Genomic DNA, 19,097 nt, shown 5'->3' with positions numbered 1-19,097 from the left:
GAGGCTACCGAACAATCGATGCCTCAAGCCGCTTGCTTGCCACTGGCAATCGCAGCCGAAGCCGCCAGCATCGCCCGCAACAACACCGCACACCCGGCAGCGAGGTCATCGGGTGCGGCGTTTTCGATTTCGTTGTGGCTGATGCCGCCTTCGCAGGGCACGAAGATCATCCCGGCCGGGCCGAGTTCGGCGAGGAAGATCGCGTCATGCCCTGCCCCGCTGACGATGTCCATGTGCGACAAACCCAGCCCTTGAGCCGCGCCGCGTACCGCTTCGACGCAGCCTTTGTCGAAGTACAGCGGCGGGAAGTCGGCGGTGGGGGTCAGTTCGAAGGTCAGGCCGTGTTCTTCACAGGTGGTTTCGATGACTTCGCGGACTTCGGCGATCATCGAGTCCAGGCGTGCCGGTTCCAGATGACGGAAATCCAGGGTCATGCGCACTTCGCCGGGAATCACGTTGCGCGAACCGGGGTAGGCTTGCAGGCAGCCGACGGTGCCGCACGCGTGGGGTTGATGGCCGAGGGCGGCGCGATTGACCGCGCCGACGATCACCGAGGCGCCGACCAGAGCATCCTTGCGCAGGTGCATCGGTGTCGGGCCGGCGTGGGCTTCGACGCCGCGCAGTTTCAGATCGAACCATTTCTGCCCGAGGGCGCCCATCACCACGCCGATGGTTTTGCGCTCGTCCTCAAGAATCGGGCCTTGCTCGATGTGCGCTTCGAAATACGCACCCACGGCGTGGCCACTGACTTTGCGCGGCCCGGCATAGCCAATGGCGTTCAGGGCTTCGCCGACGGTCACGCCCTCGGCATCGACTTTGGCCAGGGTTTCTTCGAGGGTGAATTTTTCCGCGAACACGCCAGAGCCCATCATGCAGGGGGCGAAGCGCGAGCCTTCTTCGTTGGTCCAGACCACCACTTCCAGCGGCGCTTCGGTTTCCACGCCCAGGTCATTGAGGGTGCGCAAGACTTCGACCCCGGCCAGCACGCCGAAGCAGCCGTCGAACTTGCCACCGGTGGGTTGGGTGTCGATGTGGCTGCCGGTCATCACCGGCGGCAGGTTCGGATTGCGCCCCGGACGACGGGCGAAGATATTGCCGACGGCGTCGATGCTGACGGTGCAGCCGGCTTCCTCGCACCAGTTCACGAAAATGTCCCGGGCCTGGCGATCGAGGTCGGTCAGGGCCAATCGGCAGACACCGCCCTTGACCGTGGCACCGAGTTTGGCCAGATCCATGAGCGACTGCCACAGACGGTCGCGGTTGATGTGCTGATGGGTGGACTGCAGAACGTCTAGGGCAGCGTTCATGGTGATCTCCTCAGTTTTTCTTCTGATAGTTCCCACGCTCCGCGTGGGAACTCATCCGTGGACGCTCTGCGTCCGCTTCTGGGACGCGGAGCGTCCCGGGCTGCATTCCCACGCAGAGCGTGGAAACGATCAATCGCGCGCAGGCCACCCGTCACACCGCCGATTTCACGGCAGTAGGACTCGGCCGCATCACGCTCAACCCGTAATAAATCAGCCCACCAAGGGCCGAGCCGGTGAACCAGCCGTAGCTGTAAAACCAGCTGAATGCATCGCTGCCCAGCGACAGCAGCGTCAACGCCACCGGCACGCCGAACGCGATAAAACCGAACCAGTTCCACGCCGGGTAAACGTCGTCACGGTAGAGGCCGGCCAGGTCCAGCTGCTGTTTCTTGATCAGGAAATAGTCCACCACCATGATCCCGGCGATAGGGCCCAGCAGGCTCGAATAGCCGAGCAACCAGTTGGAATACACCGTCTCCAGGCTCAAATCCGAGACGATCAGCCCCAGTTTCTTCAACAGTTCATGGGCCATCAGCGCCAAGCCGACCAACCCCGTGAGGATCACCGCTTTGGTGCGGTTGATGATCTTGGGCGCAACGTTCTGGAAGTCGTTGGTCGGCGACACGATGTTGGCCGCGGTGTTGGTGGACAACGTGGCGATGATAATCAACGCCATGGCCAGGGCGACCCAGACCGGGCTCTGGATATGGCCGATCAGGGTGACCGGATCGGAGACAGTGACGCCCACCAGTTTTACCGAAGCGGCCGTCATCACCACGCCGAGGGAAGCGAACAGGAACATGGTCAGGGGCAAGCCGATAATCTGCCCGATGATCTGATCCTTCTGGCTTTTTGCGTAGCGGCTAAAGTCCGGAATGTTCAGGGACAAGGTCGCCCAGAACCCGACCATGGCGGTCAGCCCGGCGGCAAAGTAACTGACCACGCTGGCCCCTTCCGGACGCTTGGCCGGGATCGCCATCAATTCGCTCATTGATACGTTCGGCATCGCCCACACCAGCAGCCCCACACCGACTAGAACCAGTAACGGAGCGGACAGTGTTTCCAGCCATTTGATCGAGTCCGCGCCGCGAATCACCACCCACAGGTTCAAGGCCCAGAACACCATGAAACCGATCACTTCACCGGTGCCGCCAAGGGCTTTCCAGCCATCGAACACCGAGCCAAGAAACAGGTGAATCGCCAGCCCGCCGAACATCGTCTGGATGCCAAACCAGCCACACGCCACCAAGGCGCGGATCAGGCACGGAATGTTGGAACCGAGAATGCCGAAGGATGAGCGCAGCAGCACCGGAAACGGAATGCCGTACTTGGTGCCGGGAAAGGCGTTAAGGGTCAGCGGGATTAGCACGATGATGTTGGCAAACAGAATTGCCAGCAGCGCTTCGCCGACGGTCAGGCCGAAATAGGCGGTGAGCACGCCGCCGAGTGTGTAAGTCGGCACGCAGATCGCCATGCCGACCCATAACGCGGTGATGTGCCATTTGTTCCAGGTTCGTTCGTGCACCTTGGTCGGTGCCATGTCGTGGTTGTAACGGGGACTGTCGAGGACGTCGCTGCCGGCTTCGAGCTCAAACAAGCCGTCGCGCTCGGTCACTTGCGATCTGATCTGTTGCATGGCCGCTCCACTGTTCTTTTGATTATTTTTGCTCATCAGGGCTGGCGCAACGCGCGCGAGCCGGACGATGGCCGGAGAAACTGACAACTTTTATGGCCCGGCCAAGGTGTCAGCGGCGGCATCAATAAACGTGCCGGGTGCCCCGCTTACGCATCGGGCAGTGCCATAAAATCTCGCTAACCAACTGATGTTAATCAGCTTTATTTATCTAACCATTGAATCCGCGGTGAGTTGCCATGCCACTCAGGCCGAATGTCAGGCAAGTTGTCCGAACAGTCAGGACTCAATCTGGTGCGTCGAATTTTTTTCAATACTGCGCCTCAACCATAGACCATCCTCAAGCGGCTGATTTCACATAGAAAATCTTGACCATATTTCGAACCTGTCAAGTGCGTCAAAATGGTGAGAGGCCTCACCATTTTGGTGATTTTCATTTTTTATCTTTATTTTTCAATCAGTTAAAACAGACATAAGCTTATAAAAAATATTCTTGCTCAATCGACAAACTGCAGCTAGCGTCTATTCTTGACAGCGCTGACAGGAATACACCGATTGGCGTCTGCTTCATATAAAAACATCTAGAACCGGCATCAGTCGGTCATGCCTGCGAGGAACTCGGAATGTCTCTGTTGATCCGTGGCGCCACCGTTATTACCCATGATGAAAGTTATCGCGCCGACGTCTATTGCGCCGAGGGCGTGATCAAAGCCATCGGTGAAAACCTCGATGTTCCCGCCGATGCCGAAGTGCTCGACGGCAGCGGCCAATACCTGATGCCCGGCGGCATCGACCCGCACACGCATATGCAGTTGCCCTTCATGGGTACGGTCGCCAGCGAAGACTTCTTCAGCGGCACCGCGGCGGGGCTTGCCGGCGGCACCACCTCGATCATCGACTTCGTGATTCCCAACCCGCAGCAATCGTTGATGGAGGCATTTCATCAATGGCGCGGCTGGGCGGAGAAGTCGGCGTCGGACTACGGTTTCCACGTCGCCATTACCTGGTGGAGCGAGCAGGTCCGAGAAGAAATGGCCGAGTTGGTCAGCCATCACGGGGTCAACAGCTTCAAGCATTTCATGGCCTACAAGAACGCGATCATGGCGGCGGACGATACGCTGGTGGCGAGTTTCGAGCGTTGCCTGGAATTGGGCGCGGTGCCAACCGTGCATGCGGAAAACGGCGAGCTGGTCTATCACCTGCAACGCAAGTTGATGGCCCAGGGCATGACCGGGCCGGAAGCGCACCCACTGTCGCGGCCTTCGCAGGTGGAAGGTGAAGCCGCGAGCCGGGCGATCCGCATCGCCGAAACCCTCGGCACGCCGCTGTACCTGGTCCACGTTTCGACCAAGGAGGCCCTCGACGAAATCACCTACGCCCGCAGCAAAGGCCAACAGGTCTACGGCGAAGTGCTGGCCGGGCATCTGCTGCTGGACGACAGCGTTTACCAACACCCGGACTGGCAAACCGCCGCCGGTTACGTGATGAGCCCGCCCTTCCGTCCTCGCGGCCATCAGCAAGCCCTTTGGCATGGCCTGCAATCGGGCAACCTGCACACCACCGCCACCGACCACTGCTGCTTCTGCGCCGAGCAAAAAGCCGCCGGTCGTGACGACTTCAGCAAGATCCCCAACGGCACCGCCGGGATCGAAGACCGCATGGCGGTGCTCTGGGATGAAGGGGTGAATACCGGGCGCTTGTCGATGCAGCACTTCGTTGCCCTCACCTCCACCAACACCGCGAAGATCTTCAACCTCTATCCGCGCAAAGGGGCGATCCGCGTGGGCGCCGATGCGGATCTGGTGCTGTGGGACCCGGAAGGTACGCGGACGATTTCAGCCAAGACCCATCACCAGCAAGTCGACTTCAACATCTTCGAAGGCAAGACCGTACGCGGCGTGCCGAGCCACACCGTCAGCCAGGGCCGAGTGGTGTGGGCCGACGGTGATTTGCGGGCCGAGCGTGGTGCCGGTCGGTATGTCGAACGGCCGGCATATCCGGCGGTGTTTGATTTGCTGAGCAAGCGGGCTGAGTTGTGCAGGCCGGTTGCTGTGAAACGCTGACCCCCCGATCGTTCCCACGCTCCGCGTGGGAATGCAGCCCGGGACGCTCTGCGTCCCAGAGGGGAACGCGGAGCGTCCCTTGAGGCATTCCCACGCAGAGCGTGGGAACGATCAGCCCACCAGAGGCAGTACCTCAAATAACCGTGAGGCCAACACCGTGATCAAGACCCTGAACCACCTCCCGCATCCCCATGAGGACGCGGCCGCCCTCGCCGGCCATTTCACCGATCTGGCGCCACCACTCAACGACCGTCAGGCGCATCTGGAAGCTTCGCGCTGCCTGTATTGCTACGACGCACCGTGCGTGAATGCCTGTCCGAGCGACATTGATATTCCGTCGTTCATCCGCAATATCCATCAGGAAAACGTTCAGGGCGCCGCGCAGAAAATCCTCTCGGCCAACATCCTTGGCGGCAGTTGTGCCCGGGTCTGTCCGACGGAAATCCTCTGCGAACAAGCCTGCGTGCGCAACAACGCCCAGGAATGCGCGCCGGTGTTGATCGGCCTGTTGCAACGCTATGCCGTGGACAACGCGCACTTCAGCGAACACCCGTTCCAGCGCGCCGCCTCAACCGGCAAACGTATCGCCGTGGTGGGTGCCGGCCCGGCCGGATTGTCCTGCGCGCACCGCAGCGCCATGCACGGCCATGACGTGGTGATTTTCGAGGCGCGGGAAAAGGCTGGTGGCCTCAACGAATACGGGATCGCCAAGTACAAACTGGTGGACGATTACGCGCAGAAGGAGCTGGAATTCCTGATGGGGATTGGCGGCATCGAGATTCGCCACGGGCAGAAACTCGGCGACAACCTGACCCTCAGCGAACTGCATCAGCAATTCGACGCGGTGTTCCTCGGCCTCGGTCTGGCCGCCAGCAAACAGTTGGGACTGGCCCATGAGGATGCCCCCGGCCTGCTCGCCGCCACCGACTACATCCGCGAACTGCGCCAGGCCGATGACCTGACGCAACTGCCACTGGCCGAGCGCTGCATCGTCCTCGGTGCCGGTAACACCGCCATCGACATGGCCGTGCAAATGGCTCGCCTCGGCGCTCGCGATGTGAATCTGGTGTACCGCCGCAGCGTCGAGGACATGGGCGCCACCGCTCACGAACAGGACATCGCCAAGGCCAATCAGGTGCGGCTGCTGACCTGGGCGCAACCCGAAGAAGTGTTGCTCAACGATCAGGGCCAAGTGCGCGGCATGCGCTTCGCCCGCACCCGGTTGGTGGAAGGTCGCCTGCAAACCACCGGCGAAACCTTTGAACTGGCCGCCGATGCGATCTTCAAAGCCATCGGCCAGACCTTCGATACCGCCGCCCTCGCCGACCCGCTGGCCCGTGAGCTCAAGCGTCAGGGCGACCGCATCCTCGTGGACGAACAGCTGCGTACCAGCATTCCCGGTGTGTATGCCGGCGGCGACTGCACCAGCCTCGATCAGGACCTCACCGTGCAGGCCGTGCAGCACGGCAAGCTGGCCGCCGAGGCCATCAATGCTCAACTCATGCTCAACGTGGAGGCAGCGTAAATGGCCGATCTCTCGATTGTCTTCGCCGGTATCAAAGCCCCCAATCCGTTCTGGCTGGCCTCCGCGCCGCCGACCGACAAAGCCTACAACGTGGTCCGCGCGTTCGAGGCTGGCTGGGGTGGCGTGGTCTGGAAAACTCTGGGTGAAGACCCGGCGGCGGTCAACGTATCGTCGCGTTACTCGGCGCATTTCGGCGCTAACCGTGAAGTGATGGGCTTTAACAACATCGAGCTGATCACCGATCGCTCGCTGGACATCAACCTGCGGGAAATCACTCAGGTCAAAAAGGACTGGCCGGACCGCGCGCTGATCGTGTCGCTGATGGTGCCCTGCGTCGAAGAGTCGTGGAAAAACATCCTGCCGCTGGTCGAGGCCACCGGGGCCGATGGCATCGAACTGAATTTCGGCTGCCCCCATGGCATGCCGGAACGGGGCATGGGCGCGGCGGTCGGCCAGGTGCCGGAATACGTCGAGCAGGTCACCCGCTGGTGCAAGACTTATTGCTCGCTACCGGTGATCGTCAAGCTCACGCCGAACATCACCGACATCCGCGTCGCCGCCCGTGCCGCATACCGGGGTGGGGCCGATGCGGTGTCGCTGATCAACACCATCAACTCGATCACCAGCGTCAACCTGGAACGCATGGTCGCCAATCCCGCCGTCGGCAGCCAAAGCACCCATGGTGGTTATTGCGGCTCGGCGGTGAAGCCGATTGCGCTGAACATGGTCGCCGAAATCGCCCGCGATCCGCAGACCCAGGGCTTGCCGATCTGCGGCATTGGCGGCATTGGCAGTTGGCGCGATGCGGCGGAGTTCATTGCCTTGGGCAGCGGCGCGGTGCAGGTGTGCACGGCGGCGATGCTGCATGGTTTCCGGATTGTCGAGGAGATGAAGGATGGTTTGTCACGCTGGATGGACAGTCAGGGCTACGCCAGCGTGTCGGAGTTTTCCGGGCGTGCGGTGGGCAACACCACGGACTGGAAGTACCTGGACATCAACTATCAGGTGATTGCGAAGATTGATCAGGAGGCGTGTATCGGTTGCGGTCGCTGCCACATCGCTTGCGAAGACACCTCGCACCAGGCGATTGCCAGCTTCAAACAGGCAGACGGTACGCATAAGTATGAAGTGATTGATGATGAGTGTGTGGGGTGCAATCTGTGTCAGATCACGTGTCCGGTGCAGGATTGTATTGAGATGGTGCCGATGGATACGGGCAAGCCGTTTCTGGATTGGAACCATGATCCGCGCAATCCGTATCACGTTTCCGTTTGATGATCGTTCCCACGCTCTGCGTGGGAATGCCTCAATGGACGCTCTGCATCCGCTCTTGGGACGCGGAGCGTCCCGGGCTGCATCCCCACGCAGAGCGTGGGAACGATCTGGTTACGGCTCCAACCCGATCCCCCGCAAGATCACACTGGTCACCGTCTGCACCGCCCGCTCGAACTGCATGTCCGACAGCGGCTGGTGATCGTTAAGAATATTCACCTGATGGTCGAAGTCGGCGTAGTGCTGGGTCGAGGCCCAGATCATGTACAGCAGGCTGGAAGGCTCCACCGGCAGGATGCGTTTGTCCTCCACCCACTGGCGAATTTTCGCTTCTTTCATCTTGGCCCAGTCGTACAGGCTGGCGTCCAGTTTCTCACCCAGTGTCGGCGCACCGTGGATGATTTCGTTGGCCCAGACTTTCGAACCGTACGGTCGGCTGCGGGAATGGTTCATCTTGGCGCGGATGTAACTGCTGAGCACCACGCGCGGGTCGTCGAACATCTCGAAGCACAAGGCGTCCTGCTTCCAGACTTCCAGCAAACCCAGCAGCACCGCGCTGTACAGCTCGCTCTTGGTGCTGAAGTAGTAATGCAGGTTGGAACGCGGCAGTTGCACTTCGGCGGCGATGTCGGCCATGGCGGTGCTGCCGAAACCTTTTTCGGCGAAGACTTTTTCAGCCCCCAACAGAATCTTTTCGACGTTACTGCGACGAATCTCGATCTTGTGATTGCCCATGAGGGCTCCCTGACAACAGCGTTGGTCAAGACTAGCATCCGCTCTGGATCGGGGCGACAGGGGAAAACGAAACTTCGTGCAGCGGTCTTGCGGCTCGGTGGGTCGGTGTTGATGGCCTTCAACAAGTCATCGTATAACTTGTGATTGACATTCCCTCAAAGCCTTGCAAATAATCGCCGCCAATGTTGTACGACGACGTATAACAAAAACAAAAATAACAAAAACCAGGGAGCGTTACTGTGAGCAGACTCGCCCGCAATTCCTTCGCCAGCACCCCTCGCCCTACCTTCGCCCGTCGCCATACCCTCAGCCTGATCGGTTGCAGCAGTCTGGCCTTCGCCCTGCCCATGACCGGCCAGGCCGAAGGTTTCGTCGATGACGCCAAGGTCACGCTGAACCTGCGCAACGCCTACATCAATCGCAACTTCACCAACCCGAACAATGCCCAGGGCAAGGCTGAAGAGTGGACGCAAAACTTCATCCTTGACGCCAAATCCGGGTTCACTCAGGGCCCCGTCGGTTTCGGCGTGGATGTGCTCGGTATGTACTCGCAGAAACTCGACGGCGGTAAGGGCACGGGCGGCACGCAATTGCTGCCGATCCATGATGACGGCCGCCCCGCCGACAATTTCGGTCGTCTGGGTGTGGCGCTGAAAGCCAAGGTGTCGAAAACCGAATTGAAGGTCGGGGAGTGGATGCCGGTGTTGCCGATCCTGCGCTCTGACGATGGTCGCTCGCTGCCGCAAACCTTTCGCGGCGGCCAGGTCACCTCTACTGAAATCAGCGGCATGACGCTCTACGGCGGCCAGTTCCGCGGCAACAGCCCGCGCAATGACGCGAGCATGGAAGACATGTCGATGAATGGCAGAGGCGCGTTCACCTCCGACCGTTTCAACTTCGGCGGCGGCGAGTATGCGTTCAATGAAAAGCGCACTCAGGTCGGCGTCTGGTACGCGGAACTCAGCGACATTTATCAGCAGCAGTATTTCAACCTGAGCCATAGCCAGCCAATCGGCGACTGGACGCTCGGTGCCAGCCTCGGTTACTTCATCGGCAAGGAAGACGGCAGCGCGCTGGCCGGCGACCTCGACAACAAAACCGCGTTCGCCCTGCTCTCGGCCAAATACGGTGGCAACACCTTCTATGTCGGCCTGCAAAAACTCAGCGGCGACAGCGCCTGGATGCGCGTCAACGGTACCAGCGGCGGCACGCTGGCCAACGACAGCTACAACGCCAGCTATGACAACGCCAAGGAACGCTCCTGGCAGGTGCGCCACGACTACAACTTCGTCGCCCTCGGCATCCCCGGCCTGACGCTGATGAACCGCTACATCAGCGGCGATAACGTGCACACCGGGGCGATCACCGATGGTAAGGAATGGGGTCGCGAATCGGAACTGGCTTACACCGTGCAAAGCGGCGCACTGAAGAGCCTCAACGTCAAATGGCGCAATGCAACCATCCGCCGCGATTTCAGCACCAACGAATTCGATGAAAACCGCATTTTTATCAGCTACCCGATTTCGTTGTTGTAAGGCGCGAAGCCTGCGTTCGGCTGTAGCAGCTGTCGAGCTCGCGAGGCTGCGTTCGGCTGCGAAGCAGTCGTAAACCCTCAATCCACAGTGTGTCTGACAGACCGCAACGCCTGATTTACGACTGCTTCGCAGCCGAACGCAGGCTTCGCCAGCTGCTACAAAAGAGTGTCGCGTTGAAATTACTGAACTGACTGGCATTGGGGCTTGCTCTCTGGCCACAGGTTCAATGCACTCGTGGTGGATGAACATGACCCTCCGTCAATTTCAACCAAAGTCGCGTTGACAAGCATCGGAAAGCCCAACAATACTCCAGCAAGTCATACGACAACCTACAACAAGCCCAATAACAACAATTTTCTGTGCAGGGATTCACATGACGACCACACCCCCATTCAATCGCCTGCTCCTGACCGGCGCCGCCGGTGGCCTCGGTAAAGTCCTGCGCGAACGCCTGCGACTTTACGCCAACGTACTCCGCCTGTCGGACATCGCCGACATGGCGCCAGCCATTGATGATCGCGAAGAAGTCGTGCCGTGCGACCTCGCCGACAAGCAAGCGGTACATCAACTGGTTGAAGGCGTGGATGCAATCCTGCACTTCGGCGGCGTGTCGGTAGAGCGTCCGTTCGAAGAGATCCTCGGCGCCAACATCTGCGGCGTGTTCCATATCTACGAAGCGGCCCGTCGCCATGGCGTGAAGCGGGTGATTTTCGCCAGTTCCAACCACGTCATCGGCTTTTACAAGCAGGACGAAACCCTCGACGCCCACTCTCCTCGCCGACCGGACGGCTACTACGGTTTGTCCAAGTCCTACGGCGAAGACATGGCCAGTTTCTACTTCGATCGCTATGGCATTGAGACCGTCAGCATCCGCATCGGCTCATCGTTCCCGGAACCACAGAACCGCCGAATGATGAGCACCTGGCTGAGCTTCGACGACATGACTCGACTGCTCGAGCGCGCGCTGTACACCCCGGAGGTCGGCCACACCGTGGTGTACGGCATGTCCGACAACAAGAGCGTCTGGTGGGACAACCGGTTTGCCGCACATCTGGGTTATGCACCCCAGGACACGTCCGAAGTCTTCCGCGAAAAAGTCGAAGCCCAACCCATGCCCGCCGAGGATGATCCGGCCCGGGTTTATCAGGGCGGCGCCTTTGTCGCGGCCGGGCCGTTCGGCGACTGAACCCTCGCCAACCCCCTCCATAAACAACCCAAGGGAATGCGTTGCCATGCAAGCCGAATTGATTGTCGATGCCCGCAATGCGGTCGGTGAAAGCCCGGTGTGGGTCCCCGAGGAAAACGCCCTGTACTGGGTCGATATTCCGGCCGGTGGCTTACAGCGCTGGAATGCCGACAGCGGGCACGTTTACGCCTGGAAAGCCCCGCAAATGCTCGCCTGCATCGCTCGTCACAGCGCGGGTGGCTGGGTCGCCGGCATGGAAAGCGGGTTCTTTCACCTGCACCCGCACAACGATGGCAGCCTCGACAGCGAACTGCTGGCCCACGTCGACCACGCCCGCCCGGACATGCGCCTGAACGATGGCCGCTGTGATCGTCAGGGCCGTTTCTGGGCCGGCAGCATGGTGCTGAACATGGGCGCCAACGCCGCCGACGGCACGCTCTATCGCTACAGTGCCGGGCAACGCGGGCCGCTCGACGCCCGGCTCAGCGGTTTCATCGTGCCCAATGGCCTGGGCTTCAGCCCGGACGGCAAGACCCTGTACCTCTCGGATTCGCACCCGAATGTGCAGCAGATCTGGGCCTTCGATTACGACATCGACAGCGGCACGCCGTCCAATCGTCGACTGTTCGTCGACATGCATCACTTCCTTGGCCGCCCCGATGGCGCGGCGGTGGATGCCGAAGGTTGCTACTGGATCTGCGCCAATGACGCCGGGCTGATTCACCGTTTCACCCCCGATGGCCGACTGGATCGTTCGCTCCCCGTGCCGGTGAAGAAACCGACCATGTGCGCCTTCGGTGGCAGCCAGCTCGACACCCTGTTTGTGACCTCGATACGCCCCGCTGACGACCATGACGAACAGTCGCTGGCCGGCGGCGTGTTCGCCCTCAACCCCGGCGTCAAAGGCTTGCCGGAACCGGTGTTCAACGAATTGTTTTAACCCCTCTGCTGCATCGCTGTGCCTTGTATAAAAAAAACAACAAGACTGGAGACACACCCATGGATTTCAAACGCACCTTGCTCGCCGCTGCACTTCCCATCACTGCAGCACTCACCTTCACCCTCAGCAGCGCCGCCCAGGCGCTGGAAATCAAATTCGCCGACATCCATCCCGCCGGTTACCCGACCGTGGTCGCCGAAGAACAGCTGGGTAAAACCCTGGTGGCCGAGAGCAACGGCAAGCTGACTTTCAAGATGTTCGCCGGCGGTGTGCTCGGTTCAGAAAAAGAGGTCATCGAACAGGCCCAGGTCGGCGCCATTCAGATGGCCCGGGTCAGCCTCGGCATCGTCGGGCCGGTGGTGCCGGACGTGAACGTGTTCAACATGCCGTTCGTGTTCCGCGACCAGGCGCACATGCGCAAAGTCATCGACGGTGAGGTCGGCGACGAGATCCTCGACAAGATCACCCACTCCGAATTCAACCTGGTCGCCCTGGCCTGGATGGATGGCGGCACGCGCAATATCTACACCAAAAAACCGGTACGCAGCCTCGCCGACCTCAAAGGCATGAAGATTCGCGTGCAAGGCAACCCGATGTTCATCGACACCATCAACGCCATGGGCGGCAATGGCATCGCGATGGATACCGGCGAGATCTTCAGTGCATTGCAGACCGGGGTGATCGACGGCGCGGAAAACAACCCGCCGACCCTGCTCGAACACAACCACTACCAGAACGCCAAGTTCTACAGCCTGACCGGGCACCTGATCCTGCCCGAGCCGATCGTGATGTCGAAAATCACTTGGGAAAAACTCAGCCCCGACCAGCAAGTGCTGGTGAAAAAAGCCGCCAAAGCCGCACAGGCCCAGGAGCGCACGCTGTGGGATGCGAAGTCGGCCAGCAGCGAAGAAAAACTCAAGGCTGCCGGCGTCGAGTTCATCACCGTCGACAAAAAACCTTTCTATGAAGCCACGGCTTCGGTCCGGGAAAAATACGGCGCGCCTTACGCCGACCTGATCAAGCGCATCGAAGCCGTTCAGTAACCCTCCCTGCATTCATGAAAGGCCCGGCACCGTTGACGAGTGAATCGTCAGCGGCGCCCGGTTACGGTGAAACCCGATGAAGAATCTGCTGCTGCGCATCAACGACAGGATTTACATGACCTGCATCTGGGTCGCGGGCTTGTCGGTCCTGGCCATCGCCTTGATCATTCCTTGGGGCGTCTTCGCCCGTTACGTCCTCGGCACCGGCTCTAGCTGGCCGGAGCCCACCGCGATTTTGCTGATGATGGTCTTCACCTTCATCGGCGCCGCCGCCAGTTATCGCGCCGGAGCGCACATGGCCGTGGCCATGCTCACCGACCGCATGCCCCCCGAACTGCGCAAGACCATGAGCATCGTTTCGCAACTGCTGATGGCGACCATTTGCCTGTTCATGGCCATCTGGGGCACCAAGCTCTGCCTGTCCACCTGGAACCAGTTCATGAGTTCTCTGCCCACTCTGCGCGTGGGCATCACCTACATGCCGATCCCCGTGGGCGGTGTGCTGACGCTGATTTTCGTGCTGGAAAAACTCTTGCTCGGTGACCAGAGCAACCGTCGGGTCGTGCGTTTCGACCTGGTTGAAGAAAGCGAAGGTGCCGCATAAATGGACGCTCTGATTCTGCTCGGCAGTTTTATCGCTTTGATCCTGATCGGCATGCCGGTCGCCTACGCCCTGGGGCTTTCTGCCCTGATCGGGGCGTGGTGGATCGACATCCCGTTCCAGGCGCTGATGATTCAGGTCGCGGGCGGCGTTAACAAATTCTCGTTGCTGGCGATTCCGTTCTTCGTGCTCGCTGGCGCGATCATGGCCGAAGGCGGCATGTCGCGCAGACTGGTGGCGTTCGCCGGAGTGTTGGTGGGGTTCGTGCGCGGCGGGTTGTCGCTGGTGAACATCATGGCCTCGACCTTCTTCGGCGCGATTTCCGGCTCTTCGGTGGCGGACACGGCGTCGGTCGGTTCGGTGCTGATTCCGGAAATGGAACGTCGCGGCTACCCGCGGGATTTCTCCACCGCCGTGACGGTCAGCGGCTCGGTACAAGCCCTGCTGACGCCACCCAGCCATAACTCGGTGCTCTACTCGCTGGCCGCCGGCGGGACCGTTTCGATCGCTTCGCTGTTCATGGCCGGCGTGGTACCGGGCCTGATGATGAGCGCGTGCCTGATGGTGCTGTGCCTGATCTTTGCCAGAAAGCGCAACTACCCCAAGGGCGAAGTCATTCCCCTGCGGCAAGCGCTGAAAATCTGCGGTGAAGCGATGTGGGGGTTGATGGCGATGGTCATCATTCTCGGCGGCATTCTCTCGGGCATCTTCACCGCCACGGAATCGGCGGCAATCGCGGTGCTGTGGTCGTTCTTCGTCACCATGTTCATCTACCGCGACTACAAATGGAGCGAGCTGCCCAAGTTGATGCACCGCACGGTGCGCACCATCTCGATCGTGATGATCCTGATCGGCTTCGCCGCCAGCTTCGGCTACATCATGACGCTGATGCAGATCCCGGCGAAGATCACCACGATGTTCCTGACCCTGTCGGACAACCGTTACGTGATCCTGATGTGCATCAACGTGATGCTGTTGTTGCTCGGCACGGTGATGGACATGGCGCCGCTGATCCTGATCCTCACGCCGATTCTGATGCCAGTGATTCTGGGCATTGGCGTGGACCCGGTGCAGTTCGGCATGATCATGCTGGTGAACCTGGGGATCGGCTTGATCACACCGCCGGTGGGCGCGGTGCTGTTTGTCGGCTCGGCGGTGGGCAAGGTCAGTATCGAAAGCACCGTGAAAGCACTGCTGCCGTTCTACGGCGTGCTGTTTCTGGTACTGCTGGCCGTGACCTACATTCCTGCCATTTCGCTGTGGTTGCCGCATTTGGTGTTGTGACCCCTGCAGGAGCCAGGCTTGCCGGCGCAGGCGTACTCAAGAACGCCTTCGCCGGCAAGCCTGGCTCCTACAAAAGCCTCATTCATTCATGTCCCACAAACATTCATATCGCTGGTCAACATGTCGCCAACACTCCTGGAACTCGAAGACGAACTCACCCGCCTCACCCTCGCCCCGGAACTCGGGGCGAGCATCGTCAACTGGACCGTGAGCAGCACCGGCCAACCGCTGTTGCGCCACAGCGATCAGCACGCCTTGAACACCGGCCTGCCCGGCAAACTTGCCTGCTATCCCCTGGCACCGTGGTCGAACCGCATCTCGGAGGGTGGTTTCGACTGCCCCGATGGCTGGCTCGCACTGACGCCCAACAGCCTCACCGATCCCCTGCCGATTCACGGCAGTGCCTGGCAACAGCCGTGGCAGATCGTCTCGCACACCCGCGATGAAATCGTCCTGCAACTCGACAGCACCACGCCCTTCGCTTATCGCGCAAGACAACGTTTCCATCTGAGTGAGGGCAAGTTGAGCATTGATTTGCAGGTCACCCATCTGGCCGAACACGCCGCCTGGCATGGACTCGGTTTGCACCCCTACTTCCCGCGCACTGCAGGCACTCGGTTGCAGGCGCAGGCGCGCCAGGTCTGGTTGTGCGACAGCGCAAAACTGCCAACACAACTCACTTCGATACCCAAGGATTGGGACTTCAGCCAGCCCCGGGCATTACCCGAAACGCTAGTGGACAACGGCTTTTGCGAATGGGACGGCCACTGCCTGATCCAGCAGCCCGAGCTGGGTTATGAACTGGAATGCCAGGCCACCGGCAGCGGCTACTACCTGCTCTACTGCCCCGTGGGCCTGGAATTTTTCTGTATTGAACCGGTGAGTCACCCGGTCAACGCTCATCACTTGCCGGGCCGGCCTGGGTTGCGTTTGCTGGAACAAGGCCAATCCGCCGAGCTCGGTTTCAGCCTGCGCTATCGCTACGCCAATAGCTGAGTCAGCACCGCGCGCAACTTGCCGGGCTTCACGGGTTTGTTCAGCAGCGGCGCGTCGAGGCGCTGCAATGAGCGCCGGCACTGGTCGGTGCGGTCGGCGGTGATGATCACCGCCGGAATCGCCTGGCTGAAATGCTCGCGTAAATGCCGGACCACTTCACAGCCCACCACCCCGTGATCCAGGTGATAGTCCGCCAGAATCAGTTCCGGCGCCTGTCCCTGCAAAGCCACCAACGCGGTGGCCTCGTCGGTAGCGGTAACCACCTCGCAGCCCCACTGCCCGAGCAACGCGCTCATGCTTTCAAGAATGCTGACTTCGTTGTCCAGCACCAACAGCCGCCGGCCCGGTAACGGGTTACCGGTACTCGGCTGCGGTGCGGCCTGGCTGATCGGCAGTGGAATCTCATGGGAAATTGGTACTTCGATGCTGAACATCGAACCGCGCCCCGGCAGCGAATGAACCTGAATCCTGTAGTCGAGGATCTTGGCGATGCGTTCGACAATCGCCAGCCCCAGGCCCACACCCTTGCGATCGGCGGCGCGCCCGACGTCCAGTTGGTTGAACTCGAGGAAGATCGAGTCAAGACGATCCGCAGGAATCCCGCGCCCGGTGTCCCAGACTTCTATTCGCAGCGCGTCGCCCCGGCGTCTTGCCCCCAGCAGAATGCAGCCTTCGTCGGTGTAGCGGCAGGCATTGCTGAGGAAGTTGCGCAGGATTCGGGTCATCAGGCGCAAGTCGGTATGAATGGCGTAATCGCCCATGTGCACCCGCAGGTTCAACCCGGCTGCCGCGGCCACCGACTGAAACTCCGAGACCAGTGGCGCGAACAATTCGTCGAGGCGGTACAGGGCAATGTCCGGCTTCACCGCAGCCTGATCGAGGCGGGAAATATCCAGCAGATCGGTGAGCAAGTCTTCGGCCCCTTCCAGCGCCTGATGCGTGCGCTCCACCAGCACCTGCTCGACGTCGGGCAGCTTGCGCTCGCGCAAGGTCGAGATCAGCAAACGCGCGGCGTTGAGCGGTTGCAGCAGGTCATGACTGGCGGCGGCGAGGTATTTGTCCTTGCTGCGATTGGCCGCCTCGGCGGCATCACGGGCGTCGCGCAAGGCTTCGGCAATCTGTTTACGCTCGGTGATCTGTTGGTGCAGATTGCGGTTGGCGTCCAGCAACTCATTGGTGCGCGCGGTGACCCGTTGCTCCAGTTGATCATTGAGCTGTTGCAAGCGCTCCTGGGCCTGTTTGCGTTCGGTGATATCGGCGACAAAGCCCTCGACCAAGCCTTCCTGATCCGGTTTGAGCAGCAAGTTCATCAATACGTCGAGGACGCTGCCGTCCTTGCGCCGCAGCTGAGTTTCATAGCCCAGCAGGCTGCGCTCGCGCTGGAGGATTTCGCCGATGCTTTCCAGCTCTTGTGCCCCGCCGACGAACAACGTGCCCGCCAGGTCCGTCAGGGAAAACAGCACCTCCTGCGGGTTTTGATAGCCGAGCATCCGCGCCAGGGCCGGATTGGCGGCGCGCATGCCTTCCAGCAGGCTGGCCTGGAAGATCCCGTGCACCGCGTTTTCGAACAGCCATTTGTAGCGGTTGCGTTCGGTTTCCAGTTCATCCAGGCGCGCGGCCAGTTCCGGGTAATGACTCTTGCGCGCCGAGTGGTTGCCTAAGCCGAGTAATCCAGCCAGCGCCCGTTGTTGCTCGTCAGAGGGCTTCGCCATAGACGACCTCGACGTCGCGCTGACTGGATTCGCGCGGGTTGGTAAGGATGCACGGGTCATCCATGGCGTGTTGCGACAGGAACGGAATGTCCGACGTACTCACCCCGTGCAGGCCCAGGGTTTCGTGGAAGCCGATGGCGTGCTTGAGGGCGATCAGGTGGTTGACCAGACGCCCGCAGATCTGCCGGTGATTCAGCCCACGGCAATCAATGCCGAAAGTCTCGGCGATCATTTTGAAGCGCTCCGGCGCCGAGCTGTAGTTGAACGCCACCACGTGTTCCACCAGCACCGCGTTGCACAGGCCATGGGGCAGATCGAGGAACCCGCCGAGGCTATGGGACATGGCGTGCACCGCGCCAAGGATCGCGTTGGAGAACGCCAGCCCGGCCTGCATGCTGCCGAGCATGATTTTTTCCCGCAGGGCGATGTCGCTGGGGTTGGCGATCATTTGCACCAGATTGCCGTTGATCAGCCGCATCGCCTCCAGCGCGTGGGGATCGGTGAGCGGCCCGTGACCGGTGGAGACAAAGGCTTCGATGGCATGGACCAACGCGTCGATGCCGGTACAGGCCGACAGGAACGGGTCCATGCTCAGGGTGGTCTCCGGGTCGATCAGCGACACATCCGGCACCGCGGCCTTGCTGACGATGGAGAATTTCATGCGTTCTTGCTGGTTGGAGATGATCACGAACTGCGACACATCGGCCGACGTGCCAGCGGTGGTCGGGATCAGGATCAGCGGCGGGCTGGGCATGCGCAACATGTCCACGCCCTCGAATTCGAGGATGTTGCGCCCGTGGGCGACGACGATGCCGATGCCTTTTCCGCAGTCCATCGGGCTGCCGCCGCCGATCGCCACGATCACATCGCAGTGATTCTCCCGGTACAGCTCGGCGCCGAGCATGACCTCTTCGATCCGCGGGTTGGGCGAAACGTCACTATACAAAAAGAAATCAATGCCCTGGGCTTGCAGACTGGCCTCGACATCGGCAACCCAACCGGCGGCAATCACCCCTGGGTCGCTGACCACCAGCACCTTGCGGGCGCCGAAGGTCTTGGCGTAGTTGCCGACATTGTGCCGACAGCCGGCACCGAAGATGATTTCAGGCGAAACGAATTTACGCAGCTGGCTGAGATTCTGGCTCATTGGAAAGCCTGTTTTTATTGTTTTGAAAGGTAAAGTCCACACTAACGCATCCGGCTGCGAATGCAATCAGACCAATGGATAGCGAGCCAGCCCGGGGGCGCACTCCGATTTCAGATTC

Annotated in this window: 15 protein-coding genes; 10 read left to right on the top strand and 5 right to left on the bottom strand. The window is 60.6% G+C overall.

The annotated features are described in order from the left end of the window. Positions 1-23: 23 nt before the first annotated feature. Together PSH97_RS12450 and PSH97_RS12445 are read right to left on the bottom strand one after the other, a co-directional pair. Complete coding sequence (locus tag PSH97_RS12450; RefSeq protein ID WP_305449430.1) at positions 24-1,307, bottom strand: Zn-dependent hydrolase; 1,284 nt, start codon at positions 1,305-1,307, stop codon at positions 24-26. A gap of 151 nt (positions 1,308-1,458) precedes the next feature. After that, complete coding sequence (locus PSH97_RS12445; protein ID WP_123719213.1) at positions 1,459-2,943, bottom strand: NCS1 family nucleobase:cation symporter-1; 1,485 nt, start codon at positions 2,941-2,943, stop codon at positions 1,459-1,461. Positions 2,944-3,563: 620 nt separating this feature from the next. Between PSH97_RS12445 and hydA the strand changes: the two genes are divergently transcribed. The 3 genes from hydA (at position 3,564) to preA (ending at position 7,803) form a co-directional block, all read left to right on the top strand. Beyond that, entirely contained in the window at positions 3,564-5,003 is a 1,440-nt protein-coding gene (gene hydA, locus PSH97_RS12440) for a dihydropyrimidinase (RefSeq protein ID WP_305449429.1), read from the top strand. A gap of 157 nt (positions 5,004-5,160) precedes the next feature. Beyond that, a complete protein-coding gene (locus PSH97_RS12435) occupies positions 5,161-6,528 on the top strand; it encodes an NAD(P)-dependent oxidoreductase (RefSeq protein ID WP_305449428.1) in 1,368 nt (455 codons plus the stop codon). After that, the gene (gene preA, locus PSH97_RS12430) at positions 6,529-7,803 is read left to right on the top strand and encodes an NAD-dependent dihydropyrimidine dehydrogenase subunit PreA (protein ID WP_305449427.1); all 1,275 of its coding nucleotides are present in this window, start codon (positions 6,529-6,531) and stop codon (positions 7,801-7,803) included. A 111-nt stretch (positions 7,804-7,914) separates the two neighbouring features. Here preA and PSH97_RS12425 read toward each other — a convergent pair whose 3' ends face one another. Continuing rightward, on the bottom strand, positions 7,915-8,535 hold the full coding sequence (locus PSH97_RS12425; RefSeq protein WP_007899508.1) for a TetR/AcrR family transcriptional regulator: 621 nt from the start codon (positions 8,533-8,535) through the stop codon (positions 7,915-7,917). 239 nt (positions 8,536-8,774) lie between these two features. Between PSH97_RS12425 and PSH97_RS12420 the strand changes: the two genes are divergently transcribed. From PSH97_RS12420 to PSH97_RS12390, 7 genes are all read left to right on the top strand, one after another. Continuing rightward, positions 8,775-10,070 (top strand): OprD family porin, encoded by a 1,296-nt coding sequence (locus PSH97_RS12420; RefSeq protein ID WP_305449426.1) that lies wholly within the window; start codon positions 8,775-8,777, stop codon positions 10,068-10,070. Between the two features lie 373 nt (positions 10,071-10,443). Then, positions 10,444-11,256: an NAD-dependent epimerase/dehydratase family protein gene (locus tag PSH97_RS12415; protein ID WP_305449425.1), complete on the top strand. Its 813-nt coding sequence runs from the start codon at positions 10,444-10,446 to the stop codon at positions 11,254-11,256. A gap of 46 nt (positions 11,257-11,302) precedes the next feature. Continuing rightward, positions 11,303-12,196, top strand: a complete 894-nt coding sequence (locus tag PSH97_RS12410) for an SMP-30/gluconolactonase/LRE family protein (protein WP_305449424.1) — start codon at positions 11,303-11,305, stop codon at positions 12,194-12,196. A gap of 59 nt (positions 12,197-12,255) precedes the next feature. Then, a complete protein-coding gene (locus PSH97_RS12405; RefSeq protein ID WP_305449423.1) occupies positions 12,256-13,239 on the top strand; it encodes a TRAP transporter substrate-binding protein in 984 nt (327 codons plus the stop codon). Positions 13,240-13,315: 76 nt separating this feature from the next. Beyond that, positions 13,316-13,843: a TRAP transporter small permease gene (locus tag PSH97_RS12400; RefSeq protein ID WP_305449422.1), complete on the top strand. Its 528-nt coding sequence runs from the start codon at positions 13,316-13,318 to the stop codon at positions 13,841-13,843. Beyond that, complete coding sequence (locus PSH97_RS12395) at positions 13,844-15,124, top strand: TRAP transporter large permease (protein WP_305449421.1); 1,281 nt, start codon at positions 13,844-13,846, stop codon at positions 15,122-15,124. Between the two features lie 120 nt (positions 15,125-15,244). Then, entirely contained in the window at positions 15,245-16,120 is an 876-nt protein-coding gene (locus PSH97_RS12390; RefSeq protein ID WP_305449420.1) for an aldose 1-epimerase, read from the top strand. On the opposite strand, the gene PSH97_RS12385 is transcribed toward PSH97_RS12390, so the two are convergent. Next, a complete protein-coding gene (locus PSH97_RS12385; protein ID WP_305449419.1) occupies positions 16,105-17,832 on the bottom strand; it encodes a hybrid sensor histidine kinase/response regulator in 1,728 nt (575 codons plus the stop codon). The two genes, PSH97_RS12390 and PSH97_RS12385, sit on opposite strands and share 16 nt — an antisense overlap. Next, positions 17,816-18,979, bottom strand: a complete 1,164-nt coding sequence (ercA, locus tag PSH97_RS12380) for an alcohol dehydrogenase-like regulatory protein ErcA (RefSeq protein WP_305449418.1) — start codon at positions 18,977-18,979, stop codon at positions 17,816-17,818. The genes PSH97_RS12385 and ercA overlap by 17 nt, the downstream gene beginning before the upstream one ends. Between the last annotated feature and the right edge of the window lie 118 nt (positions 18,980-19,097).

The sequence above is a fragment of the Pseudomonas cucumis genome, assembly GCF_030687935.1.
Taxonomy (GTDB): domain Bacteria; phylum Pseudomonadota; class Gammaproteobacteria; order Pseudomonadales; family Pseudomonadaceae; genus Aquipseudomonas; species Aquipseudomonas cucumis.
Note: the sequence above shows the minus strand (reverse complement) of the source record. Positions and strands in the feature narration are given on the sequence as shown.